This is a genomic window from Arthrobacter sp. ES3-54, assembly GCF_029504395.1.
GTDB lineage: Bacteria > Actinomycetota > Actinomycetes > Actinomycetales > Micrococcaceae > Arthrobacter.
Map to the genome: position 1 here is coordinate 190,711 of NZ_JAQFIF010000005.1, position 24,038 is coordinate 214,748.

22 protein-coding genes and 2 riboswitches are annotated in these 24,038 nt (G+C 66.9%); of the genes, 7 read left to right on the forward strand and 15 right to left on the reverse strand.

All coding sequences use genetic code 11. The features are described 5' to 3' along the window. Positions 1-16 precede the first annotated feature (16 nt). Positions 17-1,156 (reverse strand): homoserine O-acetyltransferase, encoded by a 1,140-nt coding sequence (locus M2428_RS11610; protein WP_277526111.1) that lies wholly within the window; start codon positions 1,154-1,156, stop codon positions 17-19. Between the two features lie 11 nt (positions 1,157-1,167). Further along, positions 1,168-1,283, reverse strand: a riboswitch (SAM riboswitch). A gap of 144 nt (positions 1,284-1,427) precedes the next feature. After that, on the reverse strand, positions 1,428-2,744 hold the full coding sequence (locus M2428_RS11615; RefSeq protein WP_277526112.1) for a bifunctional o-acetylhomoserine/o-acetylserine sulfhydrylase: 1,317 nt from the start codon (positions 2,742-2,744) through the stop codon (positions 1,428-1,430). 61 nt (positions 2,745-2,805) lie between these two features. Further along, positions 2,806-2,921, reverse strand: a riboswitch (SAM riboswitch). A gap of 171 nt (positions 2,922-3,092) precedes the next feature. Between M2428_RS11615 and M2428_RS11620 the strand changes: the two genes are divergently transcribed. After that, positions 3,093-3,731, forward strand: coding sequence for a VOC family protein (locus tag M2428_RS11620; protein WP_229993759.1), 639 nt, complete (start codon positions 3,093-3,095; stop codon positions 3,729-3,731). Positions 3,732-3,843: 112 nt separating this feature from the next. Here M2428_RS11620 and M2428_RS11625 read toward each other — a convergent pair whose 3' ends face one another. Next, positions 3,844-4,611 carry a type II CAAX endopeptidase family protein gene (locus M2428_RS11625; RefSeq protein ID WP_277526113.1) on the reverse strand — a complete coding sequence of 256 codons (768 nt, stop codon included), beginning with the start codon at positions 4,609-4,611 and terminating at the stop codon, positions 3,844-3,846. Between the two features lie 101 nt (positions 4,612-4,712). Between M2428_RS11625 and M2428_RS11630 the strand changes: the two genes are divergently transcribed. Further along, positions 4,713-5,393: a histidine phosphatase family protein gene (locus tag M2428_RS11630; protein WP_277526114.1), complete on the forward strand. Its 681-nt coding sequence runs from the start codon at positions 4,713-4,715 to the stop codon at positions 5,391-5,393. Positions 5,394-5,447: 54 nt separating this feature from the next. On the opposite strand, the gene hutI is transcribed toward M2428_RS11630, so the two are convergent. Both hutI and M2428_RS11640 read right to left on the reverse strand, forming a co-directional pair. After that, positions 5,448-6,665, reverse strand: coding sequence for an imidazolonepropionase (gene hutI / locus M2428_RS11635; RefSeq protein ID WP_277526115.1), 1,218 nt, complete (start codon positions 6,663-6,665; stop codon positions 5,448-5,450). An 11-nt stretch (positions 6,666-6,676) separates the two neighbouring features. Beyond that, on the reverse strand, positions 6,677-7,834 hold the full coding sequence (locus tag M2428_RS11640; RefSeq protein ID WP_277526116.1) for an FAD-dependent oxidoreductase: 1,158 nt from the start codon (positions 7,832-7,834) through the stop codon (positions 6,677-6,679). A gap of 100 nt (positions 7,835-7,934) precedes the next feature. Here M2428_RS11640 and M2428_RS11645 point away from each other — a divergent pair, with 100 nt between their 5' ends. Both M2428_RS11645 and M2428_RS11650 read left to right on the forward strand, forming a co-directional pair. Then, on the forward strand, positions 7,935-8,318 hold the full coding sequence (locus M2428_RS11645; protein ID WP_277526117.1) for a hypothetical protein: 384 nt from the start codon (positions 7,935-7,937) through the stop codon (positions 8,316-8,318). A 19-nt stretch (positions 8,319-8,337) separates the two neighbouring features. Then, positions 8,338-8,907 carry a hypothetical protein gene (locus M2428_RS11650; RefSeq protein ID WP_277526118.1) on the forward strand — a complete coding sequence of 190 codons (570 nt, stop codon included), beginning with the start codon at positions 8,338-8,340 and terminating at the stop codon, positions 8,905-8,907. A 267-nt stretch (positions 8,908-9,174) separates the two neighbouring features. On the opposite strand, the gene M2428_RS11655 is transcribed toward M2428_RS11650, so the two are convergent. From M2428_RS11655 to tdh, 4 genes are all read right to left on the reverse strand, one after another. Next, complete coding sequence (locus M2428_RS11655; protein ID WP_277526119.1) at positions 9,175-9,726, reverse strand: hypothetical protein; 552 nt, start codon at positions 9,724-9,726, stop codon at positions 9,175-9,177. A gap of 357 nt (positions 9,727-10,083) precedes the next feature. After that, positions 10,084-10,386 carry a GNAT family N-acetyltransferase gene (locus tag M2428_RS11660; RefSeq protein WP_277526120.1) on the reverse strand — a complete coding sequence of 101 codons (303 nt, stop codon included), beginning with the start codon at positions 10,384-10,386 and terminating at the stop codon, positions 10,084-10,086. Between the two features lie 302 nt (positions 10,387-10,688). Further along, positions 10,689-11,900 (reverse strand): glycine C-acetyltransferase, encoded by a 1,212-nt coding sequence (locus M2428_RS11665; protein ID WP_277526121.1) that lies wholly within the window; start codon positions 11,898-11,900, stop codon positions 10,689-10,691. Positions 11,901-11,984: 84 nt separating this feature from the next. Continuing rightward, positions 11,985-13,031 (reverse strand): L-threonine 3-dehydrogenase, encoded by a 1,047-nt coding sequence (tdh, locus tag M2428_RS11670; protein WP_277526122.1) that lies wholly within the window; start codon positions 13,029-13,031, stop codon positions 11,985-11,987. A gap of 160 nt (positions 13,032-13,191) precedes the next feature. On the opposite strand from tdh, the gene M2428_RS11675 reads away from it, so the two are divergent. After that, positions 13,192-14,100: a LysR family transcriptional regulator gene (locus tag M2428_RS11675; protein ID WP_277526123.1), complete on the forward strand. Its 909-nt coding sequence runs from the start codon at positions 13,192-13,194 to the stop codon at positions 14,098-14,100. Between the two features lie 9 nt (positions 14,101-14,109). On the opposite strand, the gene gatB is transcribed toward M2428_RS11675, so the two are convergent. From gatB to M2428_RS11695, 4 genes are all read right to left on the reverse strand, one after another. Continuing rightward, entirely contained in the window at positions 14,110-15,609 is a 1,500-nt protein-coding gene (gene gatB, locus M2428_RS11680; protein WP_277526124.1) for an Asp-tRNA(Asn)/Glu-tRNA(Gln) amidotransferase subunit GatB, read from the reverse strand. Further along, positions 15,609-17,201 carry an Asp-tRNA(Asn)/Glu-tRNA(Gln) amidotransferase subunit GatA gene (gatA, locus tag M2428_RS11685; protein WP_277526125.1) on the reverse strand — a complete coding sequence of 531 codons (1,593 nt, stop codon included), beginning with the start codon at positions 17,199-17,201 and terminating at the stop codon, positions 15,609-15,611. The genes gatB and gatA overlap by 1 nt, the downstream gene beginning before the upstream one ends. 4 nt (positions 17,202-17,205) lie before the next feature. Further along, complete coding sequence (gene gatC / locus M2428_RS11690) at positions 17,206-17,502, reverse strand: Asp-tRNA(Asn)/Glu-tRNA(Gln) amidotransferase subunit GatC (RefSeq protein WP_026537696.1); 297 nt, start codon at positions 17,500-17,502, stop codon at positions 17,206-17,208. 140 nt (positions 17,503-17,642) lie between these two features. After that, positions 17,643-19,160 carry a CitMHS family transporter gene (locus M2428_RS11695; RefSeq protein WP_346780745.1) on the reverse strand — a complete coding sequence of 506 codons (1,518 nt, stop codon included), beginning with the start codon at positions 19,158-19,160 and terminating at the stop codon, positions 17,643-17,645. Positions 19,161-19,287: 127 nt separating this feature from the next. On the opposite strand from M2428_RS11695, the gene M2428_RS11700 reads away from it, so the two are divergent. Next, entirely contained in the window at positions 19,288-21,027 is a 1,740-nt protein-coding gene (locus M2428_RS11700; RefSeq protein ID WP_277526127.1) for an ATP-binding protein, read from the forward strand. Next, a complete protein-coding gene (locus M2428_RS11705) occupies positions 21,020-21,691 on the forward strand; it encodes a response regulator (RefSeq protein WP_277526128.1) in 672 nt (223 codons plus the stop codon). Before M2428_RS11700 ends, M2428_RS11705 begins: the two co-directional genes overlap by 8 nt. 37 nt (positions 21,692-21,728) lie before the next feature. On the opposite strand, the gene M2428_RS11710 is transcribed toward M2428_RS11705, so the two are convergent. Further along, entirely contained in the window at positions 21,729-23,459 is a 1,731-nt protein-coding gene (locus M2428_RS11710; RefSeq protein ID WP_277526129.1) for a SulP family inorganic anion transporter, read from the reverse strand. 60 nt (positions 23,460-23,519) lie between these two features. Next, positions 23,520-23,903 (reverse strand): RidA family protein, encoded by a 384-nt coding sequence (locus tag M2428_RS11715; RefSeq protein WP_277526130.1) that lies wholly within the window; start codon positions 23,901-23,903, stop codon positions 23,520-23,522. Positions 23,904-24,038: the final 135 nt, after the last annotated feature.

Here is a 24,038-nt window from a genome sequence, read left to right on the forward strand (position 1 = left end):
GCACAACCGAGGTGGTCTAGTGGCCGAAGAAGGTCTCCCGTAGCTGTCCGCTGAGCTGGCCGATTTCGGTCAGGAAGCCGTCGTGGCCGATCGGCGCTTCAATGATGTGCACTTCCGGGCCGCCCGGCAGGGCCTCGGCCAGTTGACGGGACTGGGCCGGGAAATACAGGCGGTCCGAGTCCACGGCCGCCACCAGGAACTCGGCGGTGGCCGGGGCCAGGGCCTCCTCGAGGCTTCCGCGCCCCCGGCAGACATCGTGGCTCATGAGGGCTTCGGTAATGGCGATGTAGCTGTTCGCGTCGAAGCGCCGGACCAGTTTGCTGCCCTGGTGGTCCAGGTAGCTCTCCACTTGGTAGCGCCCGCGTCCGGCCAGCGATCCGGATTCCAGGGGCGCCTCGGGCTCCTGCGCCTTCCGGCCAAACCGGCCGTCCAGTTCGGCCGCTGAGCGGTAGGTGATGTGTGCGATGCGGCGGGCGAGGGCGAGCCCTGCTTCGGGTTCCGGGCCGCCGTAGTAGTTTCCGCCGTTGAAGTGGGGGTCCTGGCGGATGGCCAGGGTCTGGGCCTGCGCGAAGGCAATCTGTTCGGCTGTGCTGCTGGCGCCGACGGAAATCACGGCGCAGCGCCGGACCCGGCCGGGGAACGTGACGGCCCATTCAAGGGCGCGCGCGCCGCCGAGGGAGCCGCCCAGCACGGCGTACCAGCAGCCGATGCCCAGGGCGTCGGCCAGCCGCGCCTCCGCGGCGGCGGTGTCCCGCAGGGTGACGAGCGGGAACCGCGATCCCCAGGGGCGCCCGTCCGGGGCCGGCGTGGAGGGTCCCGTGGATCCGTGGCAGCCGCCCAGGATGTTGATTGAAACGACGAAGTACTTGTCCGTGTCCACGGGGGCCCCGGGTCCGGCGAGCTGTTCCCACCAGCCGGGCTCTTCGCTGTTGCCGCGGGTTACGTGCGTGTCGCCGGTCAGGGCGTGTTCAATGAGGACGGCGTTGGAGGCATCAGCATTCAGGGTCCCCCACGTCTCGTAGGCGAGGACCACATCCGGCAGGGGAATCCCCGATTCGAGCTGCAGGTCACCGATCCTGACGTACTGGACGGTTCCGTGCGGGTTGCGGGATGGCTTGGTTTCGGGAACACCCGTGCGGGTGACGGCAATCGTCATGTGAGGACCTATCTTCGCGCTTGCCTGCCGTCAGCTGACCGGCAGGCCAGGTCTTCACCCGGGGCACCCCGCCGCAAAAGGAGGGTTGCCGGCCAGCAAGCCGGGGCTGTCGCTGGCACTCATGACCTGGTACGAGTCTACGAAAGAGGGTGCGGAAATCACGAAGATTGTGACTTCCATGTGACAGCCCTGCCATCTGACAGCCCGGCGGCCGGCCGTCCCGTTCAAGGGAGACCGGCCGCCGGCCGTCAGGTTTACCTGGCCGTTTAACTTAGGCGGACTTGGCTGCGCGGAATCCGGCGTCGAGGTCCGCGAGGATGTCGTCGATGTGCTCCAGGCCCACCGAGAGCCGCACCAGCCCGGGATTCACGCCGGCGATGCTCTGCTGTTCGGGCGAGAGCTGGCTGTGGGTGGTCGACGCCGGGTGGATCACCAGGGAACGGACGTCGCCGATGTTCGCGACGTGCGAGTGCAGTTCGAGGGCATCGACGAACCGCTTGCCGGCCTCCGCTCCCCCGGCGATGTTGAACGCCACGACGGCGCCGGTCCCCTTGGGCCCGTACTTACGGCCGCGCTCGTACCAGGGGCTGGACGGCAGCCCGGCGTAGGCGACCGATTCGACGTCGTCCCGCCCCTCCAGCCATTGCGCCACCTTCGTGGCGTTGGCCACGTGGCGCTCGACGCGCAGGCTCAGCGTTTCGATGCCCTGGGCGATGAGGAAGGCGTTGAATGGGGACACCGCGGAGCCGAGGTCGCGCAGGAGCTGGACCCGTGCCTTGAGGATGTAGGAGAGGTTCGCACCCAGCGCGCCGTCGGCTCCGAGGTCGCGGGCGTAGACCAGACCGTTGTAGGTGGGGTCCGGGGTGTTGAAGCCGGGGAACCGCTCCGGGTCCTTCCCGAAGTCGAAGTTGCCGGAGTCCACGATCACGCCGGCGATTGCGGCGCCGTGCCCGCCGAGGTACTTGGTGGCGGAATGGACCACGATGTCCGCGCCCCACTCGATCGGCCGGATCAGGTAGGGGGTGGAGAGCGTGTTGTCGACCACCAGCGGCACGCCGGCCTCGTGCGCCACGCGGGAGACGCCCTCGATGTCCAGGACGTCCTGGCGGGGGTTGGAGACCACTTCGCCGAAGAACAGCTTGGTGTTGGGCCGCACGGCATCGCGCCACTGCACCAGGTTGTCCGGGTCCTCCACGAAGGTCACGGAGATGCCGAACTTCTTCAGCGTGTGGGCGAGCAGGTTGTAGGTTCCGCCGTACAGGCTGGGGCTGGCCACCATGTGGTCCCCGGCCTCGGCGATGTTGAGGATCGCGAAGGTCTCCGCCGCCTGGCCGGAGCTGAGCAGCAGGGCCGCGAGGCCGCCTTCCAGGCTGGCCACGCGTTGTTCCACGGCGTCCTGGGTGGGGTTGCCGATCCGGGTGTAGATGGGGGCGAGTTCGGCGAGCGCGAAGCGGTTCGCGGCGCTTTCGGCGCTCGGGAACACGAACGACGTCGTCTGGTAGATCGGCAGGGAACGCGCACCGGTGGCGCTGTCCGGCTCCTGGCCGGCGTGGATCTGGCGGGTTTCGAAGGACCAGGCGTTGGACATTGATGCTCCTCAAAGAACTGGGCACAGCACCGGGCGGGGCTTGAGGCCCAGACCGGCAGAGGCGCCGCGCTTGCCCTCCGGCGGGCGCCGGACGGCCAGGTCTTCACCCGGGGCACCCCACCGCGTTACGAGGGTTGCCGGCCAGCAAGCCGGGGCTGTGCGCTGGCACTCATGACCTGGTTTCAGTGTAGGAATGGCGGCGGAGCCCTGGATAGCTTTGTGACGAAGATGAAGAAGGTTGCAGTGGCGGCGGCTCCCGGGGCGGGCGCGTCAGGTGCGCCGGGACATCCCATGACGGTTAGGGGTGCCTAAGCTGAGAGGTCCATCACAAAGTGCCAAGATGAGGGCATGCGCATGGATCACGTCTCTTACGCCTGTGAACACGATGGCTTGGCAGCCACCACTGAACGAATTGCGTCTGCCCTCGGCGTCGAAGCCGTGAAGGGTGGAGTGCACCCCCGTTTCGGGACACGCAACATGATTATCCCGCTCGCGGGACACAAGTACCTGGAAGTCGTGGAGGTCCTGAACCACCCGGCATCTGACAAGGCCCCTTTCGGCCAGGCAGTCCGGGCGCGCTCCGAAGCGGGCGGCGGCTGGATGGGCTGGTGCGTCGAGGTTGACGATCTCGCCCCGTTCGAGGAGCGGCTCGGCCGCGCGGCTGTGAACGGCAACCGGAAGTTTCCCGACGGCCGCGAACTGGTCTGGAAGCAGATCGGGATCCTGGGGCTCATCGCCGACCCCCAGGTGCCCTACATGCTCAAGTGGGAGGGCGACCCGGAGCTGCACCCGTCCAACGCCTACGCGAGCGAAGTCAAGATGTCCGCGCTGACCATTGCCGGTTCGGCCGCGCGCGTGACGGAGTGGCTGGGCGAGCCGGTGGAAAAGCCGCTGGAAGACGTCGCCGTGAACTGGATCGCGCCGCACGGTACTCCCGGCATCCTCTCTGTCACCTTCGAGACCGCCTCCGGAGCGGTCACGATCTAAGACTCCACCTGCCCCACGCTTCGGCCGCCATCTCTTAGGTGCCAACGATGTCACCTAGGAGACGGCGGCCGAGATTATTTAAAAGCCGGCCCAGTCGTGCCGGACCAAGTACTCAGCCCAGGCCCACGGCCTTGCCGAACAGGCTGAATCCCACGAACGCCACGGTGTCCAGGATGGCGTGGGCGATCACCAGCGGCATCACCCGTTTGGTCCGCGTGTAGACCAGCGCGAAGACGACGCCCATTATCGCGTTGCCTATGAACGGCCCGAACCCCTGGTACAGGTGGTAGCTGCCGCGGAGTAGGGCGCTGGCGGCGATTGCCGCCGGCACGCTCCAGCCCAGTTTCCCGAGCCGGTCCAGCAGGTAGCCCACCACAATCACTTCCTCCACGATTCCGTGCCGGATCGCGGACAGGACCAGCACCGGCACGGTCCACCAGTACGGGTCCAGCGCGCTGGGGATGATCGACGTCGTGATCCCCAGCGCCCGGCCGGCGGCGTAGAGCCCGAGGGACGGAATGCCGATGAGCGCGGCGAGCCCCAGCCCCTGCAGGAGGTCTTTGCCGGGGCGGGCGAAGTCGAAGCCGATTTTATGGAACGCCGAGGTACCGCGCTCTCCGGCCGGCCAGTGTTCGGTGAGGAAGTAGATCACCAGGGCCACCGGGACCAGCGCGAAGAAGATGTCCAGCATCTGATAGGTGAGGTCGAAGTATTCGCGCGGGCTCTGGGAGCGGTTCAGCGTGGACGTCCCCTGGGCCAGCGGTGCCGTGGTCATCTTGTCCAGCAGCTGCACCAGGGAGTAGACCGCGGACTGCCCCAGCGACAACCCCAGGACAATCAACATTTCGAACCGCAGCCGACGGCGGGAGGGAACCAACATGATTCTATCTTGCCTGCAGTTGCCGATAGTTTGCTGGTGCCCACGTGGTGCCGGCCGCGCCGGCACCACCGGCCTTTTTGGGAGCCCTATGCTTGGGGAATATGAGTGCGCCCCGGAAAATCATCATGATCCGGCACGGCCAGTCTGCGGCCAATGCCGATACCTCGATCTACAACCGTGTTCCGGACTACCGGATTCCGTTGACACCCCTGGGCCTGGAGCAGGCCACAGCGGCCGGGGACGAGGTCCGGCGCCAGCTGGACGGCCGCCCGGTGTGCGTCTACGTCTCCCCGTACCTGCGCGCCTACCAGACCCTCGAGGCGCTCAACCTCGGCCCGCTCGTGGAGCGGGTGATCGAGGAACCGCGCCTGCGCGAACAGGACTGGGCGAACTTTCAGATCGCCGGCGACATCGAGGACCAGAAGGAGCTCCGCAACGCCTACGGGCACTTCTTCTACCGCTTCCGGGAGGGCGAGTCCGGTTCCGATGTGTACGACAGGATTTCGTCCTTCATGGAAACCCTGCACCGGCACTGGTCCAAGCCCAGCTATGCCCCGAACGCGCTGTTCGTGACGCACGGATTGACCATGCGGCTGTTCTGCATGCGCTGGTTCCACTGGTCGGTGGAATATTTCGAGTCCTTGAACAACCCGGAGAACGCCGAGGTCCGTACGCTGCTGCGCACGGCGCGCGACAAGTACGAGCTCGACAAGCCCTTCACGCAGTGGGAGAAGAGGCGCGTGGACGAGACCGTCCTCGACGCTCCGCCCATGATTTTCTAGCCAGGACTAGTGGACCGCTTGGCTAACGGACGGGCTGATTAACGGACGGGCTGATTAACGGACGGGCTGCGCCAGGCCGGCCCGCCACACTGCGTGCGTCAGGGGGATGCCGGGCCGGTAGGCCAGGTGCGTGGCCGAAGGCGCGTTCAGCAGGTGCAGGTCCGCGCGGTGTCCGACGGCGATCGAGCCCACCGCGCGTTCGCCGTCGACGTCGTTCCCGGACTCCCGCCCCAGGGCCAGCGCGCCGCCGTAGGTCGCGGCACGCACCGCCTCGTGGACGCTGAGCCGCATCTGCAGCACGGCGGTGGTGACGCAGAACGCCATGGAGCTCGTGTAGGACGTGCCGGGGTTGCAGTTGGACGCCAGCGCCAGCTGCACGCCGGCGTCGAGCAGTTCCCGTCCCGGGGCCAGCGGCTGCCGGGTGGAAAGATCGCAGGCTGGAAGGCAGGTGGCAACGGTGCCCCGCGTGCCGTTGCCGCCGGCGGCGTCCCAACCGGACCAGCTGGCGGCGAGAGCATCGACGTCCGCGGCCGAGAGATAGTTCACGTGGTCCACGCTCGCGGCGCCGACTTCCACCGCCAGCCGGACACCGGGGCCCTCGCCCAGCTGGTTGCCGTGGACGCGAAGCCCCAGCCCGGCGGCCTTGCAGGCCTGGAGCACCCGGCGGGACTGGTCCTCATTGAAGGCACCCTGCTCGCAAAAGACGTCGGCCCAGCGGACATAGGGCCGGACCGCGGTGAGCATCGGCCCGCAGACCAGCTCGGTGTATTCCTCCGCGTCCATCCCGGCGGGCACAAGGTGCGCGCCCAGGTAGGTCACCTCGTCCGCCACGGTCGAGGCGATGCGGGCGCTGCGGGCCTCGTTCTCGACGTCCAGTCCGTAGCCTGTTTTGGTCTCGAGGTAGGTGGTGCCTTGCGACACGGCCTCCGCAACGCGGCCCATCGCCAGCCGGGTGAGGTCGAAGTCGCTCGTGCTCCGGGTGGCGCCGGTGGTCACGGCGATGCCGCCGGCGCTGTAACTCTGCCCTGCCATCCGGGCCTCGAACTCGGCCGTGCGGTCCCCCGCGAAGATCAGGTGGGTGTGCGAATCGACCCACCCCGGCAGGAGCGCCCGGCCGCCGGCGTCCACGGCCTCGTCGGCCGCCGGAGCATCCGCTGCGGGGCCGAGCCAGGAAATCCGTTCCCCCTCGATCACCACTGCCGCGTCGCGGAGGACGCGGTGTTCCGCGTCCTGGGTCATCAGTTCGGCGATGTTGGTGATCAGGGTGCTCATAGAACCATTCTTTAGCGCCGGATGGACCAGCGGGTGGCGGCCAGCGCCTCCGCTGTCCGGGATGCCGGACTAGCGTCCCGCGCCGGGGGCACAGACGGGGACACGGCCGGGGTCCGGGCCGCGGCCGGGGCGGCGGGCCCCTGACCGGCCAGGATCAGGCCGGCGGCCAGCTCCGCAATGGCGGATGAGGTCTGGAAACCGTACCCGCCCTGACCGGCGAGCCAGAAGAATCCGGTGGCCTCGGCGTCGAACCCCGCCACCGGGACGCCGTCGGCCGCCTCCGTCCGCAGCCCCGTCCAGGCCGTGATGACGCTCCGGATCCCGAGCGTCGTGATCGCGTTGAGCCGGGCCACAAGCCGTTCGATGTCGCCGGGATAGGGCCGGGCGTCCTCGGGGCCGCTGGGCACGTGCTCCGCGGGCGAGATCAGGACCTGGCCGTCATCGGGCCGGAAGTAGAAGCTGTCATCGGCCGCCGCCACCATCGGGCAGGCTTCCGGGAGGGGATTCTCGACGTCGACGATCGCTGCGGTCCGCCGGTACGGCTGCAGGCCCAGCTTCTCGACGCCGCTGAGGACGGCGAGCTCGTCCGCCCAGGCGCCGGCGGCATTGACCACGACGGCGGACTGGAAGCCTTCCTGCCCTGCGCCCAGTTCCCAGCCGGTGCCCAGGCGCTGGGCCGAATGGACCCTGGCGCCGGTGATGATGTCCACGCCTCCCGCCTCGGCCCGGCGCCGGTGGTCCTCGAGCAGCACGGGGGCGTTGCAGGCGAAGGATCCGGTGTCCAGGCCGGCTGCGCTGAACGAGTCCGGAAGGAGGGCCGGGCACAGATCCAGTGCCTCGGCGTGGGTGATCCGGCGCATGTGGCCGCTGGCCTCCGCCCGGACGGAGGCCTCGTCCCCGATCAGCAGGAAGCTGCGCGGCGTGAGCACCGGTTCCGGGCGTTCGGTGTCCTGGGCGGCGATGAGGTCCAGGGTCCGGACGGTCAGTTCCTGGACCACGGGCGGGCCGTAGCTGGGAATCAGTTGCCGGGCCGAGCGGGCCGAGGTGTGGTAGGCCAGGGTCTGCTCGGCTTCGATCAGGGCCACGCTGCATTGCCCGGCCAGGGTGGAGGCAAGGGACAGACCGGCGATACCGCCGCCGACAATTACGACATCGTAATGAGCTGACATGGTCCCATCCTTGCAGATTGTCGCGTCAGGCATTTCCTAGGCCCTGCGGCTTCGACGGGTTAGGGTGGCCGCAGTAGTCGACTATCGGATTGGGGACCAATTGAAGTTCTGGCGTTCGATGATGAAGCTGCCGCAACCGGTGAAGGGTTGCCTGATCGCTTACTTGATTGTTTTTGGGGTGGTCTTCGTCTCCGTGGCGGCCACGGTTTCCTCCGGACAAGGCCGCCTGAACCCGGTGATGCCCTGGGGCATGGGCGCGCTGGGACTCACGGCGGTGGTGCTCGGGTTGGTGCTGGCTTCCGATCTCCGCGGTTCGGCACGCGCGTATGCGTCGTTGGTCAAGGACTACAAGCCCATGGGCGTGGACTACTCCAAGTCGTTCTTCGCCAACCCCAAGTTCGTCCGCATCTTTGGGGCCATGTTTGCCTTCGTCGGAATCTGGTTCATGGTGGGTGGGACCATCGTCGCTTCCCGGATGGCATGACGTCCGGCGGGGAGAATTGGTGACCAACAACTCCACGGGCCGCTGGCAGGAACTGCTCCGCCGCGCCCCTCGATGGCTGATCGCGCTCGTCGTCGCAGTGGGATGGGCTGCCATCCAGCTGGGCATGCGATACCTCAGGGGCAAGGAGGTCGTGGCGGAGGATGTCGCCTTTACCAGCGCCTTCGGTGTGGCCATCGGAATCTTCGTTGTGTGGTTCGGCCGCCGCGTTCAAGCGAAGGAGCGGAACCTCCCTCCCGGGTCGCCCACCCCAGCGAACATCCAGAAGGCCATCTCCACCGGGCAGCTGCCGGAGCAGGCATCGGCCGAACAGTGGGAAGCCGAGCTGATCTGGATCCTCATCCGGGACCGGCACACGGTGTGGGTTGCGCCTCTGGTGTTCGGCCTGTTCACCGCGCTGGCGGTCTTCCTGATTTTCGACAGCCCTGAGCATCCCTGGTTCGGAGTGGTCTGCGGCGTACTGTTTCTGGTCCTGGCAATCTGGTTACCAGCCTGGGAGCGGCGGCGCAGGGCGCGGATCCGGGAACTCATGGCCCAGTTCCCAGACAATACGTCCCAGGTTCACAACTGACTGGTCTGCGGCGCTTCTGGGACCGATCACGCCAGACTCGGCAGATGCCAATCATCGAGGTTCATAACGCGTCCCCATCGCCCACGGACAAAAGCGCGAACTGCTGGCGGGCCTGACAGCCACGTACGCCCAGATCATGGGCATACGGCCGGACACTATCCGCGTCGTCCTTCACGAAGTTCCACGCGAGAACTGGTCCGTAGGTGGGATCACGTTGGCGGACTCCGGTCAGAACGAATCGGTGTGAGCCACACCCACCCCGACTCATTAAGGCCCCGGGGAGCCGGTAACGACGTCGAGGATCCTTCGGAGCGATTCGGGCCGGGCGGCCACTTCGATGTCTCCTTTGTCGGCGGTGAGTCCGATAGCCTGGAAACCCTGATGGGTGACATATTTCTGTTCCTTCCGGTCGATTCTTCTGGGCTCGGAGGACCTTGTCGCCAGGGCGCTGAACGTGGTGGGTCGCCCGGAAGGCTCGAGCGTGTCATAGACGGCTGGCTGAAACTTCATAGTCGTGGGCCCGTCGAACGTGGCGACGCCCATATTCCAGATACCGCTGAGGGATCCGGGACGTGAATCCGGGTAGCGGACGTAGGCCAGAATCGCGCCCTGGGCGTCGAGTTTGGTGGCGGCCTTGCGTTCCCGGCGTGCTTGGAAGGTCAAGGAGCCGGCCATAAAGACTGCCCACAACGCAGCGTTCATGAGCGTCTTATCCAGCGGGTGTCCCCAGCTGACGAAGAGGGCTATCCCGGCGACCCACACAACTGCGCCTCCCAGCAGTACGACCAACTTGCGGTGGGCAGCTATCCACTTCCTCATGCCGGTCATCGTTCGGGTCGGCTCAGCCACAGGAACCCGGAGGATACGACCAGAGGTATGGCAGGCAAATAGATCAGATCAAATCTTCCCCACGTCGCCATCACCACACCTGCAGATCGATCTGATGTTGCAGCGTGCGCCGCATTTCCCCCAATAAACACCGTAACTCCCCGGCTAGAAACGAGTGATGACACTCAATTTAAGACCGGGATTATTCACTGACTAGAGAAGCCTGCTGGTCACTTTTGTGACAAAGGGTCGGCACGTCTGTCATGTGCAACCTTCAAGACTCGCCGGGACGCGCTCCGTCACGACAGCGATCCTATTAGGTCCCGGGGCGTTGAAGAGTCCAGTGGCTCACGGGGTTGTCGGCGAATGTTGTTTCCACCATCCGAGTTTGGCGGCGACCTTCTTGGAATCCTGGTTATTTGGATCGATTGTCGCGGAGATTGAGCGGAGCGTGGAGTTTTCGAAGGTGTAGGCGAGCATCTTCTGGCCGACTTCGGTTGCGTAGCCTTTACCCCAGAACTTGTGGTGAATGACGTAGATCAGTTCATCGAAGTCCCGATCCGGCGCCCTGACTACGCCGCGCAGTAGCCGACAAAGGCGCCAGTGGATCGTTCGAAAATGGCTGACGTGCCATATCCACGTTCCGATCACTGGACATGCCCTTCCCTGGTCCTGAACCGCTGGACACGTCCCTCGTTGCCGCGTGCCAGCCCAGGACATGCCCTTCCCTGGTCCGCACGACTGGACACGTCCCTCGTTGCTGCGGGCCGGCACGGGACATGCCCTTCGTTGGTCGTGGCCGTTGGACATAGTGGCATTATGTCCAGTCCTCGCTGCGGTAGCTGGGCATGTCCCGCGGACAAGCAAGTGGAGGAAGCCGGGATGAACGAGCAAGGCCGGGCCAGGCCGGTCCCCTTGCTGTTCAGCGTGGGGCCCGGCCTCAGGGATCCGCCCTAGGCTGCAGCCACCGCCGCGCGGCTGCGCACGAACGCCTGGACGCAGGCCTCGACGTCGTCGGAGCTGTGCGCGGCGGAAAGCTGGACGCGGATCCGTGCGGCGCCCTTGGGCACCACCGGGTAGCTGAACGCCGTGACGAAGACGCCGTTGTGGAGCATGGCGTCGGCCACCTTGGCCGCCATGACGGCGTCGCCGAACATCACCGGGACAATCGCGTGCTCGCCGGGGAGCAGGTCGAAGCCTTCCTCGCTCATGCGGTTCCGGAAGAGCTCAGCGTTCGCGAAGAGCTTGCCGCGCAGTTCGCCGGAGTTCTCCACGAGGTCCAGGGCCGTGAGTGTGGCCGCGACAATCGCCGGGGCCAGCGAGTTGGAGAACAGGTACGGGCGGGCCTTCTGGCGGAGCATCGCCACGACCTCGCCGCGGCCCGAGACGTAGCCGCCGGACGCGCCGCCGAGGGCCTTGCCGAACGTGCCCGTGTAGATGTCCACGCGGTCCGAGACGCCGGCGTGTTCCGGCGTGCCGGCACCGGTGGCGCCCATGAAGCCCACCGCGTGGGAATCGTCCACCATCACAAGGGCGTCGTACTTTTCCGCGAGGTCGCAGATCGCTTCGAGCGGCGCCAGGAAGCCGTCCATCGAGAAGACACCGTCCGTGACGATGATCTTGCGGCGGGCCGGGTTCTCCTGCGTGGTGGCCGCGATCAGCTTTGCCTCGAGGTCAGCCATGTCCTGGTTGGCGTAGCGGAAGCGCTGGGCCTTGCAGAGCCGGATGCCGTCAATGATGGACGCGTGGTTCAGGGCGTCGGAGATGACGGCGTCTTCCGGGCCGAAGAGGGACTCGAACACGCCGCCGTTGGCGTCGAAGCAGCTGGAGAACAGGATGGTGTCCTCGGTGCCGAGGAACGCCGAAACGCGCTGCTCGAGGGCCAGGTGCAGGTCCTGGGTGCCGCAGATGAAGCGCACGCTGGCCATGCCGAAGCCGCGCTCGTCCATTGCGGTCTTCGCCGCGGCGATGATGTCCGGGTGGTCGGCGAGGCCCAGATAGTTGTTGGCGCAGAAGTTCAGCACGTCGGCGCCGGACTCGCCGATCTGCCCGGCCTTGATGCGGTTGGCCTGCGGCGAGTCGATGTGCCGCTCGGTCTTGAACAGTCCGGCGCTGCGGATCTCATCGAGTTCGTGCTGCAGCTGGTCCTTGATGGCTGAATACATGGGTTGGCTCCTCAGCTGGTTGGATGCGGGGGCAAAATGTGGTGTCTGGAAGGGCGGTGTGGAACGGGCCTGAAAACTGCTGGCCTAGAAAACAGTCCAGTCGAGGACCACCTTGCCGCCGACGCCGGCGCGGGCCACCTCGAAACCCTTTTCCCAGTCGGTGGCCGGCAGCGTGTCCGTGACGACGGCCGAGATGGTCGCGTGCAAGACCGGGTTGGAGGAGAGCATGGCGCTCATCGCGTACCAGGTCTCGAACATTTCGCGGCCGTAGATGCCCTTCATGGTCAGCATGTGCGTGACCACCTTGCCCCAGTTGATGTCGATTGACTGGCTGGGCAGTCCCAGCATTGCGATCCGGCCGCCGTGGTTCATGTTGTCGATCATCTCAGGCAGTGCCGTGGGGTGTCCCGACATTTCCATGCCGATGTCGAAGCCTTCGCGCATGCCGAGTTCGCGCTGGGCGTCCTTGACCCGCATCTTCGAGACGTCGATCGCGAGGTCGACGCCGAGCCTGCGGGCCAGTTCCAGCCGGGGAGCGGAGACGTCGGTGATCGCGATCTTGCGCGCGCCGGCGTGCCGGGCCACGGCGATTGCCATCAGCCCGATGGGTCCGGCGCCGGTGATCAGGACGTCCTCACCGACTAGCGGGAAGCTCAGGGCCGTGTGCACGGCGTTGCCGAAGGGATCGAAGATGGCGCCGAGTTCCGGCGTGACGGAGGGGTCCTGGTGGACCCAGACGTTGGTCTCGGGGATCACCACGTACTCGGCGAAGGCGCCGTCACGCTGGACACCGACGCTGACGGTGTTGATGCACATCTGCCGGCGGCCGGCGCGGCAGTTGCGGCAGATGCCGCAGACGATGTGGCCTTCGCCGGAGACCCGGTCCCCCACCTTGACGTCAAGGACGTCCTCCCCGGTCTCCACGACCTCGCCGTAGAACTCGTGGCCGGCGATCAGGGGGGCGTTGATGATGCCTTGCGCCCAGGCGTCCCAGGCCTGGATGTGCAGGTCGGTGCCGCAGATGCCGGTCGTCATGACGCGGATCTTGACATCGCCGGGGCCGGTTTTCGGCTCGGGACGGTCGACGAGCTCGAACCCTGCGTGGGCGCCGGCCTTGTAGAGAGCCTTCATGGGCCTTCCTAACTGTGAGATTCGCTCCGCGCGTTCTGTTCCGCCGTGCGGCACGGGCTTGTGGGACAACTCACCCCATTAGACCCACCAGAAAGCATTAGCACAACCGAATTTTTCTCAATCGACGAATTAGGAATTGCTATTGCATAGAATGGCTGGCATGGAAATCCACCAGCTGGAGATGCTGCGCGAACTCGGAGCCTTGGGCAGCGTCAAGGCCGTCGCCGAAACCCTCCTCGTGACGCCGTCGGCCGTGTCCCAGCAACTGGCCGCGCTACAGAAGTCCGTTGAGGTGCCGCTGACCCGCAAGGAGGGCCGGAACCTGGTGCTCACGGAGGCCGGCCAGGTCCTGGCGGACGCCGGAGCAGCGGTGGTCAGCGCGATGGCGGATGCGAAGATGGCGATCGGCGCCTACCACGGCTCGCCGGTGGCGCCGGTGACGCTCAGCGGTTTCCACAGTGCCGGGCAGGCGCTGTTCGCGCCGCTGGCCCGGCTCCTGGACGGCCCCGGCCAACCCCGGATCCTGCTCTCCGACGAGGACGTCGCCCAGCAGGATTTCCCGGCCCTGACGGCCCGCTACGACCTGGTCCTGGCGCACCGGATGGATCACAGCCCGCGCTGGCCCGAGGAACGCGTCGCGGTGATCCCGCTCGCGCACGAGCCGCTGGACGTGGCCCTGCCGGCCGGGCACCGGCTGGCCGGCCAGCGGGCGGTGACGGCCGACGACGTCGTGGGCGAACCGTGGGTGACGAGCCGCGCCGGCTACTCCCCCGCGGACGTGCTCTCCGCCGTCGCGGCGGTCTCCAGCCGTGAACTGAACATTGTGCACCGCATCAACGACTACTCCACCGTGGCGGCACTCGTGGCGGCCGGCGGCGTGATCGGCCTGCTGCCGCGGCACACCGCACGGCCTGTGTTGAATCCGGACATTGTGCTGCGTCCGCTGGAAGGCATCAGCACCCGGCGCCGGATCGACCTTCTGGCCAGGCCGGAGAACCTTAAACGCACATCGGTCATGATGGTCTGCGAAGCACTGCAGACCATCATGACCGATTTAGTGGGCGGCTAGGACCTAGCCTTAGACGCCGAGGCGTTCCAGGATCAGCTCCTTGACGCGGCCGGCGTCGGCCTGGCCGCGGGTGGCCTTCATGACGGCGCCGACGATCGCGCCGATCGCCTGGATCTTGCCGCCGCGGATCTTGTCCGCGACGCCGGGCTGCGCGGCGAGAGCCGCATCGATCGCTTCCAGGAGCGGTGCGTCGTCGGAGACCACGGCGAGGCCGCGCTTCTCCACGATTTCCGCCGGGGTGCCTTCGCCGGCGAGCACGCCGTCGAGGACCTCGGTGGCCATCTTGTTGTTGATCTTGCCGTCTTCGACCATCTGGTTCAGTTCCACGATGGTGGCCGGTGCGACGCCGAGCTGGCCGGGATCGACGTCGGCGTTCTTGGCGCGTCCGACGATCTCGCCCATCCACCATTTGCGGGCCACGGTGGCGGTGGCGCCGGCGGCGATGGTTTCCTCGATCTCGTCCATGACGCCGGCGTTGACGACGTCGCGGAACTCCAGGTCCGAGTAGCCCCAGTCGGCCTGCAGCCGCTTGCGGCGGGCGGCCGGCGGCTCGGGCAGGGTGGCCCGGAGTTCCTCGACCCATTCGCGGGACGCGGTGATCGGGACCAGGTCAGGTTCCGGGAAGTAGCGGTAGTCGTCGGCGTCGGACTTGGCCCGGCCCGACGTCGTAGTCCGCGTGTCCTCGTGCCAGTGTCGAGTCTCCTGGGTGACCGGCTCGCCGGAGTCCAGGACGGCGGCGTGCCGCTGGATCTCGTAGCGGACGGCGTGTTCGACGGCGCGCAGCGAGTTGACGTTCTTGGTTTCCGAGCGGATGCCGAAGCGTTCGCGGCCGTGCGGGCGCAGCGAGACGTTGGCGTCGCAGCGGACGTTGCCGCGTTCCATCTTGGCGTCGGAGACCCCGAGGTTCTTGACGATTTCGCGGACAGCGGCCACATAGGCCTTGGCGAGTTCGGGCGCGCGGCTGCCGGCGCCCTCGATCGGCTTGGTGACGATCTCGACCAGCGGCACGCCGGAGCGGTTGTAGTCCACCAGGGAGTAGTCCGCGCCTTGGATGCGGCCGGTGGCGCCACCCATGTGGGTCAGCTTGCCGGCGTCCTCCTCCATGTGCGCGCGTTCGATCTCGACGCGGAACATGGTGCCGTCGGAGAGCTCGATGTCCAGGTAACCGTCGTACGCGATGGGCTCGTCGTACTGGGAGGTCTGGAAGTTTTTCGGGGTGTCCGGGTAGAAGTAGTTCTTCCGGGCGAAGCGGCACCTCTCGGCGATCTTGCAGTTCAGCGCCAAGCCGATCTTGATCGAGGACTCGATCGCGGTCTTGTTCACCACCGGCAGCACGCCGGGCATGCCGAGGTCCACCTCGTTGACGTTGGTGTTCGGCTCGTCGCCGAAGACGTTCGGCGCGGAGGAGAACATTTTCGTCTTGGTGTTGAGCTCCACGTGGACCTCGAAGCCCAGAACGGGATCGTATTTCTCCATCGCCTCTTCGAAGCTGAGGGTTGCGTCAGTCATTAGTGTGAACCTCCGTGGCTCGAAGCGGCGCCAGCCGTTGAAGCAGCCGGTGAAGAATCAGAAAGGGAAGGAGCCGTCAGTGAAGGAGCCTTGTCCAACAGCGGTCCGCCCCACTGTGCCTCGAGCAGGGATTCCAGGACTGCGCCGACGCGGTAGAGCCGGGCGTCCTGGCGGGCCGGTGCCAGCAGCTGGATGCCGACCGGCAGCCCGTCCTCGTCGGCCAGGCCGCCGGGCAGGGAGAGCCCGGGAACGCCTGCCATGTTGGCGGGGATGGTGGCGACGTCGTTGAGGTACATCGCCAGCGGGTCGTTGAGCTTCTCGCCGAGTTTGAAGGCCGTGGTGGGGGCCGTCGGGGAGATCAGCACGTCGGCCTTGGCGAATGCGGCGTCGAAGTCGCGCTGGATCAGAGTGCGCACCTTCTGGGCCGAGCCGTAGTAGGCGTCGTAGTAGCCGGCGCTCAGGGCGTAGGTGCCCAGGATGATGCGGCGCTTAACCTCATCGCCGAAGCCGGCGGCGCGGGTGGCGCCCATGACCCGTTCGATCGTCATCGGTCCATGTTCGGGCAGGACCCGCAGGCCGTACCGGACGCCGTCGAACTTGGCCAGGTTGGAGGACGCCTCGGAGGGCATGATCAGGTAGTAGGCGCCCAGGGCGTACTTGAAGTTGGGGCAGGAGACCTCGACGATCTCGGCACCGGCGGCCTTGAGCAGCTCAAGGGACTCGTTGAAGCGGTTCTCGACGCCGGCCTGGTAGCCCTCGCCGTGAAGCTCCTTGATGATACCGATCTTCATGCCCTCGACGTGGCCGGTCCGGGCGGCGGCGACAAGGTCCTCCAGCGGGTCCGGCAGCGAGGTGGAATCGCGCGGGTCGTGGCCGCCGATCACCTGGTGCAGCAGGGCCGAGTCCAGCACGGTGCGGGAGACCGGGCCGATCTGGTCCAGCGAGGAGGCCATGGCGATGGCGCCGTAGCGGGAGACGCCGCCGTAGGTGGGCTTGACGCCGACCGTGCCGGTGACGGCGCCGGGTTGGCGGATGGAGCCGCCGGTGTCCGTGCCGAGGGCCAGCGGGGCTTCGAAAGCCGCGACGGCGGCAGCGGAGCCGCCGCCGGAGCCGCCCGGGATGCGGTCCAAGTCCCACGGGTTGCGCGTGGGGCCGTAGGCGGAGTGTTCGGTGGAGGAGCCCATCGCGAACTCGTCCAGATTGGTCTTGCCCAGGATCGGCATCTTGGCGGCGCGCAGGCGCTCGACGACCGTGGCATCGTACGGGCTGTGCCAGCCTTCGAGGATTTTCGAGCCGGCCGTGGTGGGCTGCCCGATCGTGACAATGAGGTCCTTGACCGCGATCGGCACGCCCGCGAGGACGTGGAGCTCTTCGGCGGCGGCACCGCCGGCGGCGCGGATCGCGTCCACTTCAGCGGCGACGGCGAGCGCCTCGTCGGCGTTGACGTGCAGGAAGGCGTGGACCTTGCCGTCCACGGCGGCGATGCGGTCCAGGTACGCCTGGGTGACCTCGACGGCGGTGATCTCGCGGGCTGCCAGCTTCTCGGCGAGCGCGGCGGCGGAGAGGCGGATCAGTTCGTTGTTGTCAGTCATGGTCTTAGTCCTCATCCAGAATTGCCGGGACCTTGAAACGGCCTTCGTAAGCGTCGGGGGCACCGGAGAGGGATTGCTCGGCCGTAAACGTGTGGCCCACGACATCCTCGCGGAACACATTGGTCAGCGGAATCGGGTGGGACGTGGCCGGGACGTCATCACCGGCAGCTTCACTGACGGACTTCACTGAATCCACGATGACGGCGAGTTCGCCGGCCATCCTGTCCAGCTCTTCAGCACTCATCTCGATGTGCGCGAGTTGCGCGAGATGCGCGACGTCGTCGCGGTTGATCGCAGCCATGGATCTCCCCTGCAAGTAAAGGATTATTTTCCGTCCCAGTCTACGTGGGTTGAACTGCTGTTACCGTCGGACGCCGAGACGACAGTTCGCGGCAATGTTTTGTGCAAACACTGCCGCGAACTGTCGTCTCGTGGGGCTGGTTAGCCGATGCCGATGGCTCCGGTGAGGACTCCTACTCCGAGCATGACCAGGGAGATCACAGCCGTGCGCCAGAGGACCTTCTTGTGGTGGTCGCCAAGGTCCACCTTGGCCAGGGAGACCAGGAGCAGGATGGCCGGGACCAGGGGGCTCTGCAGGTGGAAGGGCTGGCCGGTGATGGAAGCGCGGGCCATCTCGGCGGCGCTGACGCCGTAGTGGGCCGCCGTCTCGCTGAGGACCGGCAGGACGCCGAAGTAGAAGGCGTCGTTGCTCATGAAGAATGTCATCGGGATGCTCAGGACGCCGGTGATGATGGCCATCAGCGGGCCCATGTCGGCCGGAATGATCTGGACCAGCCATTCCGACATGGCCTTGACCATGCCCGTGCCGTTGAGGACGCCGGTGAGGACTGCGGCAGCCATGACCATGCTGACGACGGCGACGATCGAGGGTGCGTGCGCGATCAGCTGGGCGCTCTGGTCCTTGACCTTGGGGAAGTTGACCAGCAGGGCGATGGCTGAGCCCACCATGAAGACGAACGGGAGCGGAATGACGTTGGCGACGAGCGTCACCATGACCGCGACCGTCAAGCCGAGGTTGAACCAGAACAGCTTGGGGCGGAGGGTATTGCGGTTGGGGTCCAGGGCGGTGTCGGCCATGGCGGAGTCGCGGTCGTCAACGAGGGAATCGGTGCGCTCAAGCACTGCAACGGAGGATCCTTCCGGGGAGAGGGGCGAGGCTCCGGGGCCCTTGCGGCCGTGGCGATTACCGGAACCGCCGGCCGTGCTGCCACCGGCCGCGCCGTCTGCATCGCCAACAAGGGATTCAGCTGAGTCCGGGACGCCCCAAATCTCGGGGGCGGTGCTGCGGAGGCGGTTGCGTTCCTGCAGGCCGAGCAACCAGGAGAAGACCAGCACCACAATGAGTCCTGCGATGAGGGACGGGACCATGGGTACGAAGACATCGTTGACGTCGAGCTTCAGTGCGGAGGCGGCGCGGGCGGTGGGACCGCCCCAGGGCAGGATGTTCATGGTGCCGTTGGCCAGGCCGGCAACGCAGGTCAGGACCACGGGGCTCATCTTGAGCCGCAGGTAGACCGGGAGCATGGCCGCGGTGGTGAGGATGAAGGTGGTGGAGCCGTCACCGTCGAGCGAAACAGCCGCTGCGAGGATGGCCGTGCCGAGGACCACCTTGGCGGGGTCATTGCCGAGCTTGCGCAGGATGAACCGGACCAGCGGGTCAAAGAGCCCGACGTCGATCATCAGGCCGAAGTAGATGATCGCGAACATCAGCAGCGCGGCCGTGGAGGTCATGGACTTCATCGAGTCCAGCACCATCGGGCCGATGCCGAGGCCCGCGCCGGCGAAAAGTCCGAAGACTGTGGGGACGATGATGAGCGCCAATACTGGCGTCAACTTCTTCGTCATGATCAGCACCATGAATACCGCGATCATGGCGAATCCTAGTAATACCAGCACGGCCGGCTCCTTCTTCGTTGAATGACACCACTCCGGTGTGATGCGCACTACAGACGTTAGAGTGGCGCTCGTCACGACTGGGCCTTTGGCTCAATTGATTGGCATACTGCTTATTGGATTCATTTTGCGCATTTTGCTCACGTCCGTACTAACCCCAGGCAGGAGCCCAATGAAGCGCCGCACAGCGATGCCGACCCTGCGCTTTTCGACCCAGACGCTGTTGCTGCAGCTCGGCGTCGTGGTGCTGGTGGTATTGCTGAGCAGCGCCGTCCACGCCTGGCTGACCTACGACCGGCTGGGCCGCGAGGCGGAGAGCCAGGCGCTGACCCTGGCCCGGACGGTGGCCTCGGACCCGTCAGTGCGGTCAGAGGTCCAGTCCATCAGCGCCCTTCCCGCCGCTCCCCCGGCGTCCGAGTTGTTGTCCGGTCCGTTGATGGCTGCCGCGGAGGGTGCCCGCACCCGGACCGGGGCCCTGTTCGTGGTCATCACGGACGAGACCGGTATCCGGCTGGCGCACCCGGACGCGGAACGGCTGGGCGAAAAGGTCAGCACCGACCCCTCCGAGGCCCTCGCCGGCCGGGAGGTCACCACGCGCAACACGGGCACGCTGGGCCCGTCCGCCGGTGCCAAGGTCCCGGTCTACGCCCCGGACTCCGGAGCGGTGGTGGGTGAGGTAAGCGTGGGGTATTCCACCGAAACGATCAGCCAAAGCCTGGCCCGGGACATCATCCCCATCGCCGCCACGGCCGCCGGCGCGCTGCTGGCCGGCGTGCTGGCCTCGTTCCTGCTGCGGCGGCGGCTCCAGCGGTTGACGCTCGGGCTCGAGCCCGAGGAGATCAGCACCCTGGTGCACGACCAGGTGGCCGTGCTGCAGGGGGTCGACGACGGCGTGATCGGCGTTGCGGCCGACGGCAGGGTCAGTGTTTTCAACGCCGCCGCCCAGCGGCTCCTCGGTGTTCCCGACCTGGCGGGCAGCGCTTGGGCCACCGCGCCGGTGCCCGCCCAGCTGAAGGCCCTGACCCGGGCCGACGCGGCGGAGGGTGAGGCCGTGGAACTGGTGGCCGGCGGCCGGGTCCTGGTGGCGAGCGCCCGCAAGGCCCTGCATCGTCGAGAGGACCTGGGCTGGGTGGTGATGCTCCGGGACCGGACCGAGCTGCAGCAGCTGACCCGCCAGCTCGACGCCGTCGGCACCATGTCCGCGGCCTTACGGGCGCAGCGCCACGAATTCGCCAACCAGCTGCACACGATCGCGGGCTTCATGAGCATCGGCCAGCCCCAGCAAGCCCAGGACTATCTCGCCAAACTGGCAGGCACCGGGCCGCTGGCGTTCCCGGTGGACCAGGCCGAGCTGCTTCAGGATCCCTACCTGCAGGCCTTCCTGGGCGCCAAGGGCGTCGAGGCGGACGAGCGCGGCGTGAGCCTGCGCCTCGGCCCGGAATCCGTGGTCCGCGGCCACGTCACCGAGCCGCAGGACGTCACCACCGTGCTGGGGAACCTGATCGACAACGCCGTAAACGCCGCCGTCGCCGGTTCTGCGGCCGAGCGCTGGGTGGAAGTGGAAGTGCTGGACGAACCGGGCATCGACGGAGGCCCCGGCACACTTCACATTGTGGTGGCGGATTCCGGTGACGGCCTGGGCACCGGAATGACAGCCGCGGAGGCCGAGGCGGTTTTCACGGAAGGCTATACGACCTCGGATCGGCCAGCTCGGGCTGGCGCCGGCCAGGGCCTGGGGCTGGCGTTGTCCCGGCAGCTCGCGCGCCGCCGCGGCGGAGACGTGCGCTTGCTTGAGGCGGGCTCCCCCGGCGGCCCGGGCGCCGTGTTCGTCGCCACCCTGCCGGGAACCACCGAATCCGGGCCAACGATGCCGGGAACCACCGAATCAAGCGGAGAGGACAACGATGTCTGAAGATTTCAGGGTGCTGATTGTCGACGATGATTTCCACGTCGCCAAGCTGCATGCCGCCTACGTGGATTCGGTGGCAGGGTTCCTGGCGCTGCCGCCGGCCGGCTCGGCGTCGCAGGCTCTGCAGGCCATCCACAGCCTGCGCCCGGACCTGGTACTGCTGGACGTCTACCTCCCGGACGCTTCGGGCCTGGACCTGCTGCGCCAGCTGGACGTCGACACCGTGATCCTCAGCGCGGCCTCGGACACAGCTTCGCTGCGCCTCGCGTTCCGTCGCGGGGCACTGGGCTACCTGCTCAAGCCCTTCACGGCCGAATCCCTCTCGCAGCAGCTGCGCTCCTATGCACGCTACCGCCGGATCCTGGCGCAGCCGGGGTCCGTCAGCCAAGAGACGGTGGAACGCGCCAAGCGTGCCTTGATCCCGGGCGACGTCGTTGCCTCGGCCCGTCCCCGCTCTGCCACGGAGGCCGCGGTGCTGGAATCCTTGGTTCCCGGCGAGCAGTATTCGGCCGCCGACGTCGCCGTCCGTGTAGGTGTGTCCCGGGCTACTGCCCAACGGTATCTGTCCGCGCTGGCGGACGACGGCGCCGTCGACATCCAGCTGCGCTACGGCACCACCGGGCGGCCCGAGCACCGCTACGGAATCCCCGCCGGAACCGGCCACTAGAAACGCAGGGTGCTTGGGCGTTGCGGGGGTTGCGGGGTCACTGCGGCTGGTCGGCGGCGCCGTCGGGCCGCTTCTGTGCCGCCGCCTGCTCCGCCTGGACGGCCCTGTAGATGTTGCCGTGGATCATGTCCGCCCCGACGCGCTCGATCACGCCGTCGCGTTCCAGGACCGCACGAACCTCGGGCTTGAGCCGGGTCAGGCGCAAGTTGACGTCCGACTCCCGGGCGAGGATCACGATGTCCGCCATCTTTGCTGCCCCCTGGGAGTCGACGAAGTTGATCCCGCCGCAATCGAGCACAATCCCTGTGAGCCCCGGCCTTGACCGGATGACCTCGCGCAGACGGTCCTCCAGCGCGTCGGCGGTGGCGAAGAAGAGGCCGCCGTCGAACCGGATCACGGCAACGCCGGGAACGATCTCGTCGCCGGGGTGCTCACCGGTTTCACGGAAGACCTGGGTGCCCGGTTCGCGGCCGAGGGACGGCATCTGCGGGTGGGTGGCCACCCGGACGAGCCAGAAGATCGAGAGGCCGATCCCGATCACGACGCCCGCGAGAACGCCGAAGATGAGGGTGCCGATGATCGCTGCGACCGCAATCCAGAAGTCGAACCTCTGCACCCGGGCTAGCCGTCGCAGTTCCGGAAAGTTCATCATGCCCATGACGACGGCCTCGATGATCAGCGCCGCCAGCACAGGTTTGGGCAGGATCGAGAACAGCGGCGCCAGGAAGAGCAGCGTGAGCAGAACCGTGACCCCCGAAGTGAGGGAGGCAAGGCCGGTCTTCGCCCCGGAGTGGTCGTTCAGAGAGCTCGCTGACAGGCTCGTCGAGACGGGCATCCCCTTGAAGAGTCCTGCGGCAATGTTGGCCATCGACTGGGCAATCGATTCCTGGTTGATGTCGATCTGGTAGCGGTGCTTGGCAGCGAAGGCCCTCGCATCCCCGGCGGTCTGGGAAAAGCCGATCAGGACCAGAGCCACCGCCGCGAGGGCCACGGTGCCCACGTGGTCCCACATCAGCTGGCCGTCCGGGACCTCAAGCGAGGGCAGCCCGCTGGGCACGTCGCCCACCAGGGCCACACCTTTGGCCCCGAGATCGAACAGCGCCGCAGCCAGCAATCCGCCCACCACCAGGACCAGGGCGCCGGGGACTTGGGGAGCGATGGCTTTCAGCCCGAAGACGACGGCCAGCGCGACGACCCCCACCACCACGGTGGCTGGCTGGGCCTCGCCCAGAGTGCCCAGCCAAGACCACAGTTCCTGGATCGGGTTGGAACCGGTGACCTCCGTCCCGGTGAGTTTGGGGAGCTCCCCGATCACGACGTCGATCGCCGCGCCGAAAAGGAAGCCGGTGACCACGGCCTTCGAGAGAAACTGCGCAATCCAGCCCATCTTGAAGACGGCAAGAAGCAGGAACAGGATCCCGGAGGCCAGGGTGATTCCGGCAACGAAGGAGGCGACATCTTGCTCGCTGGTGATGCCTGCCGCGAGCACGGCACTCGCGGCCACCGCCGCCAGACCGGAGCTCGGCCCCATCGAGATCTGCCGGCATGTGCCGAAAATCGCGTACACGATGGCCCCGGCGGCCGCGGCATACAGACCGTTCTGCAACGGTATCCCCGCGATTCCTGCGTAGCCCAGGTTCTTCGGAACGATCAGGGCCGCGACGGTGACGCCGGCGATCAGATCGCCGCGCAGCCACGAGCGGTCATAGGAGCGGAACTGGCCGATAAGGGGAACCCTGGTGGGCCCCTGCCCGTGCGCCGTGGTCATGCGCCAGTCATACTCCACGCGCGGAAGTTCCGCCAGAGTCCCGGCGGCCCGCGTTGGTTGCTAGCTGGCGCTCTTCTGGGCGACGAGTTCGATCTCGACGAACATCTTGGGATCCAGGAACGGCAGCACGTGGACCAGGGAGAGCGTGGGACGGATGTCGCCGAAGACCTCGCCGTGGGCGCGGCCGGCCTCTTCCCACTTGCTGATGTCGGTCAGGTACAGCTTGGACTGCACCACGTCCTTGAAGCCGAAGCCGGCCTCGGCCAGCACGGCGCCGAGCTTCTGCAGGATGTAGCTGGTCTGGGTATAGAAGTCGTCGCCCACAATTCCGTCTTCGCCGCTGGCGGCGGTTGCGGAGATGTAGAGGGTGTTGTCCACCTGGACAGCCCGGGAATAGCCGAGGGCCTGTTCCCAGGTGGAGCCGGTACCGAAGGTCTTGCGCATGGTGGGCCTTTCGCAGTTGCCGCAGGGATCGGCACAACTTTAGGTCGCCCGGCGCTGGAGCCGCCAAACCGGGTTGGTTTGTGTCGGCGGGCCTGCTGGTCGGCGGGCCTACGCGGGGCCACTGCCCGGGCTGGA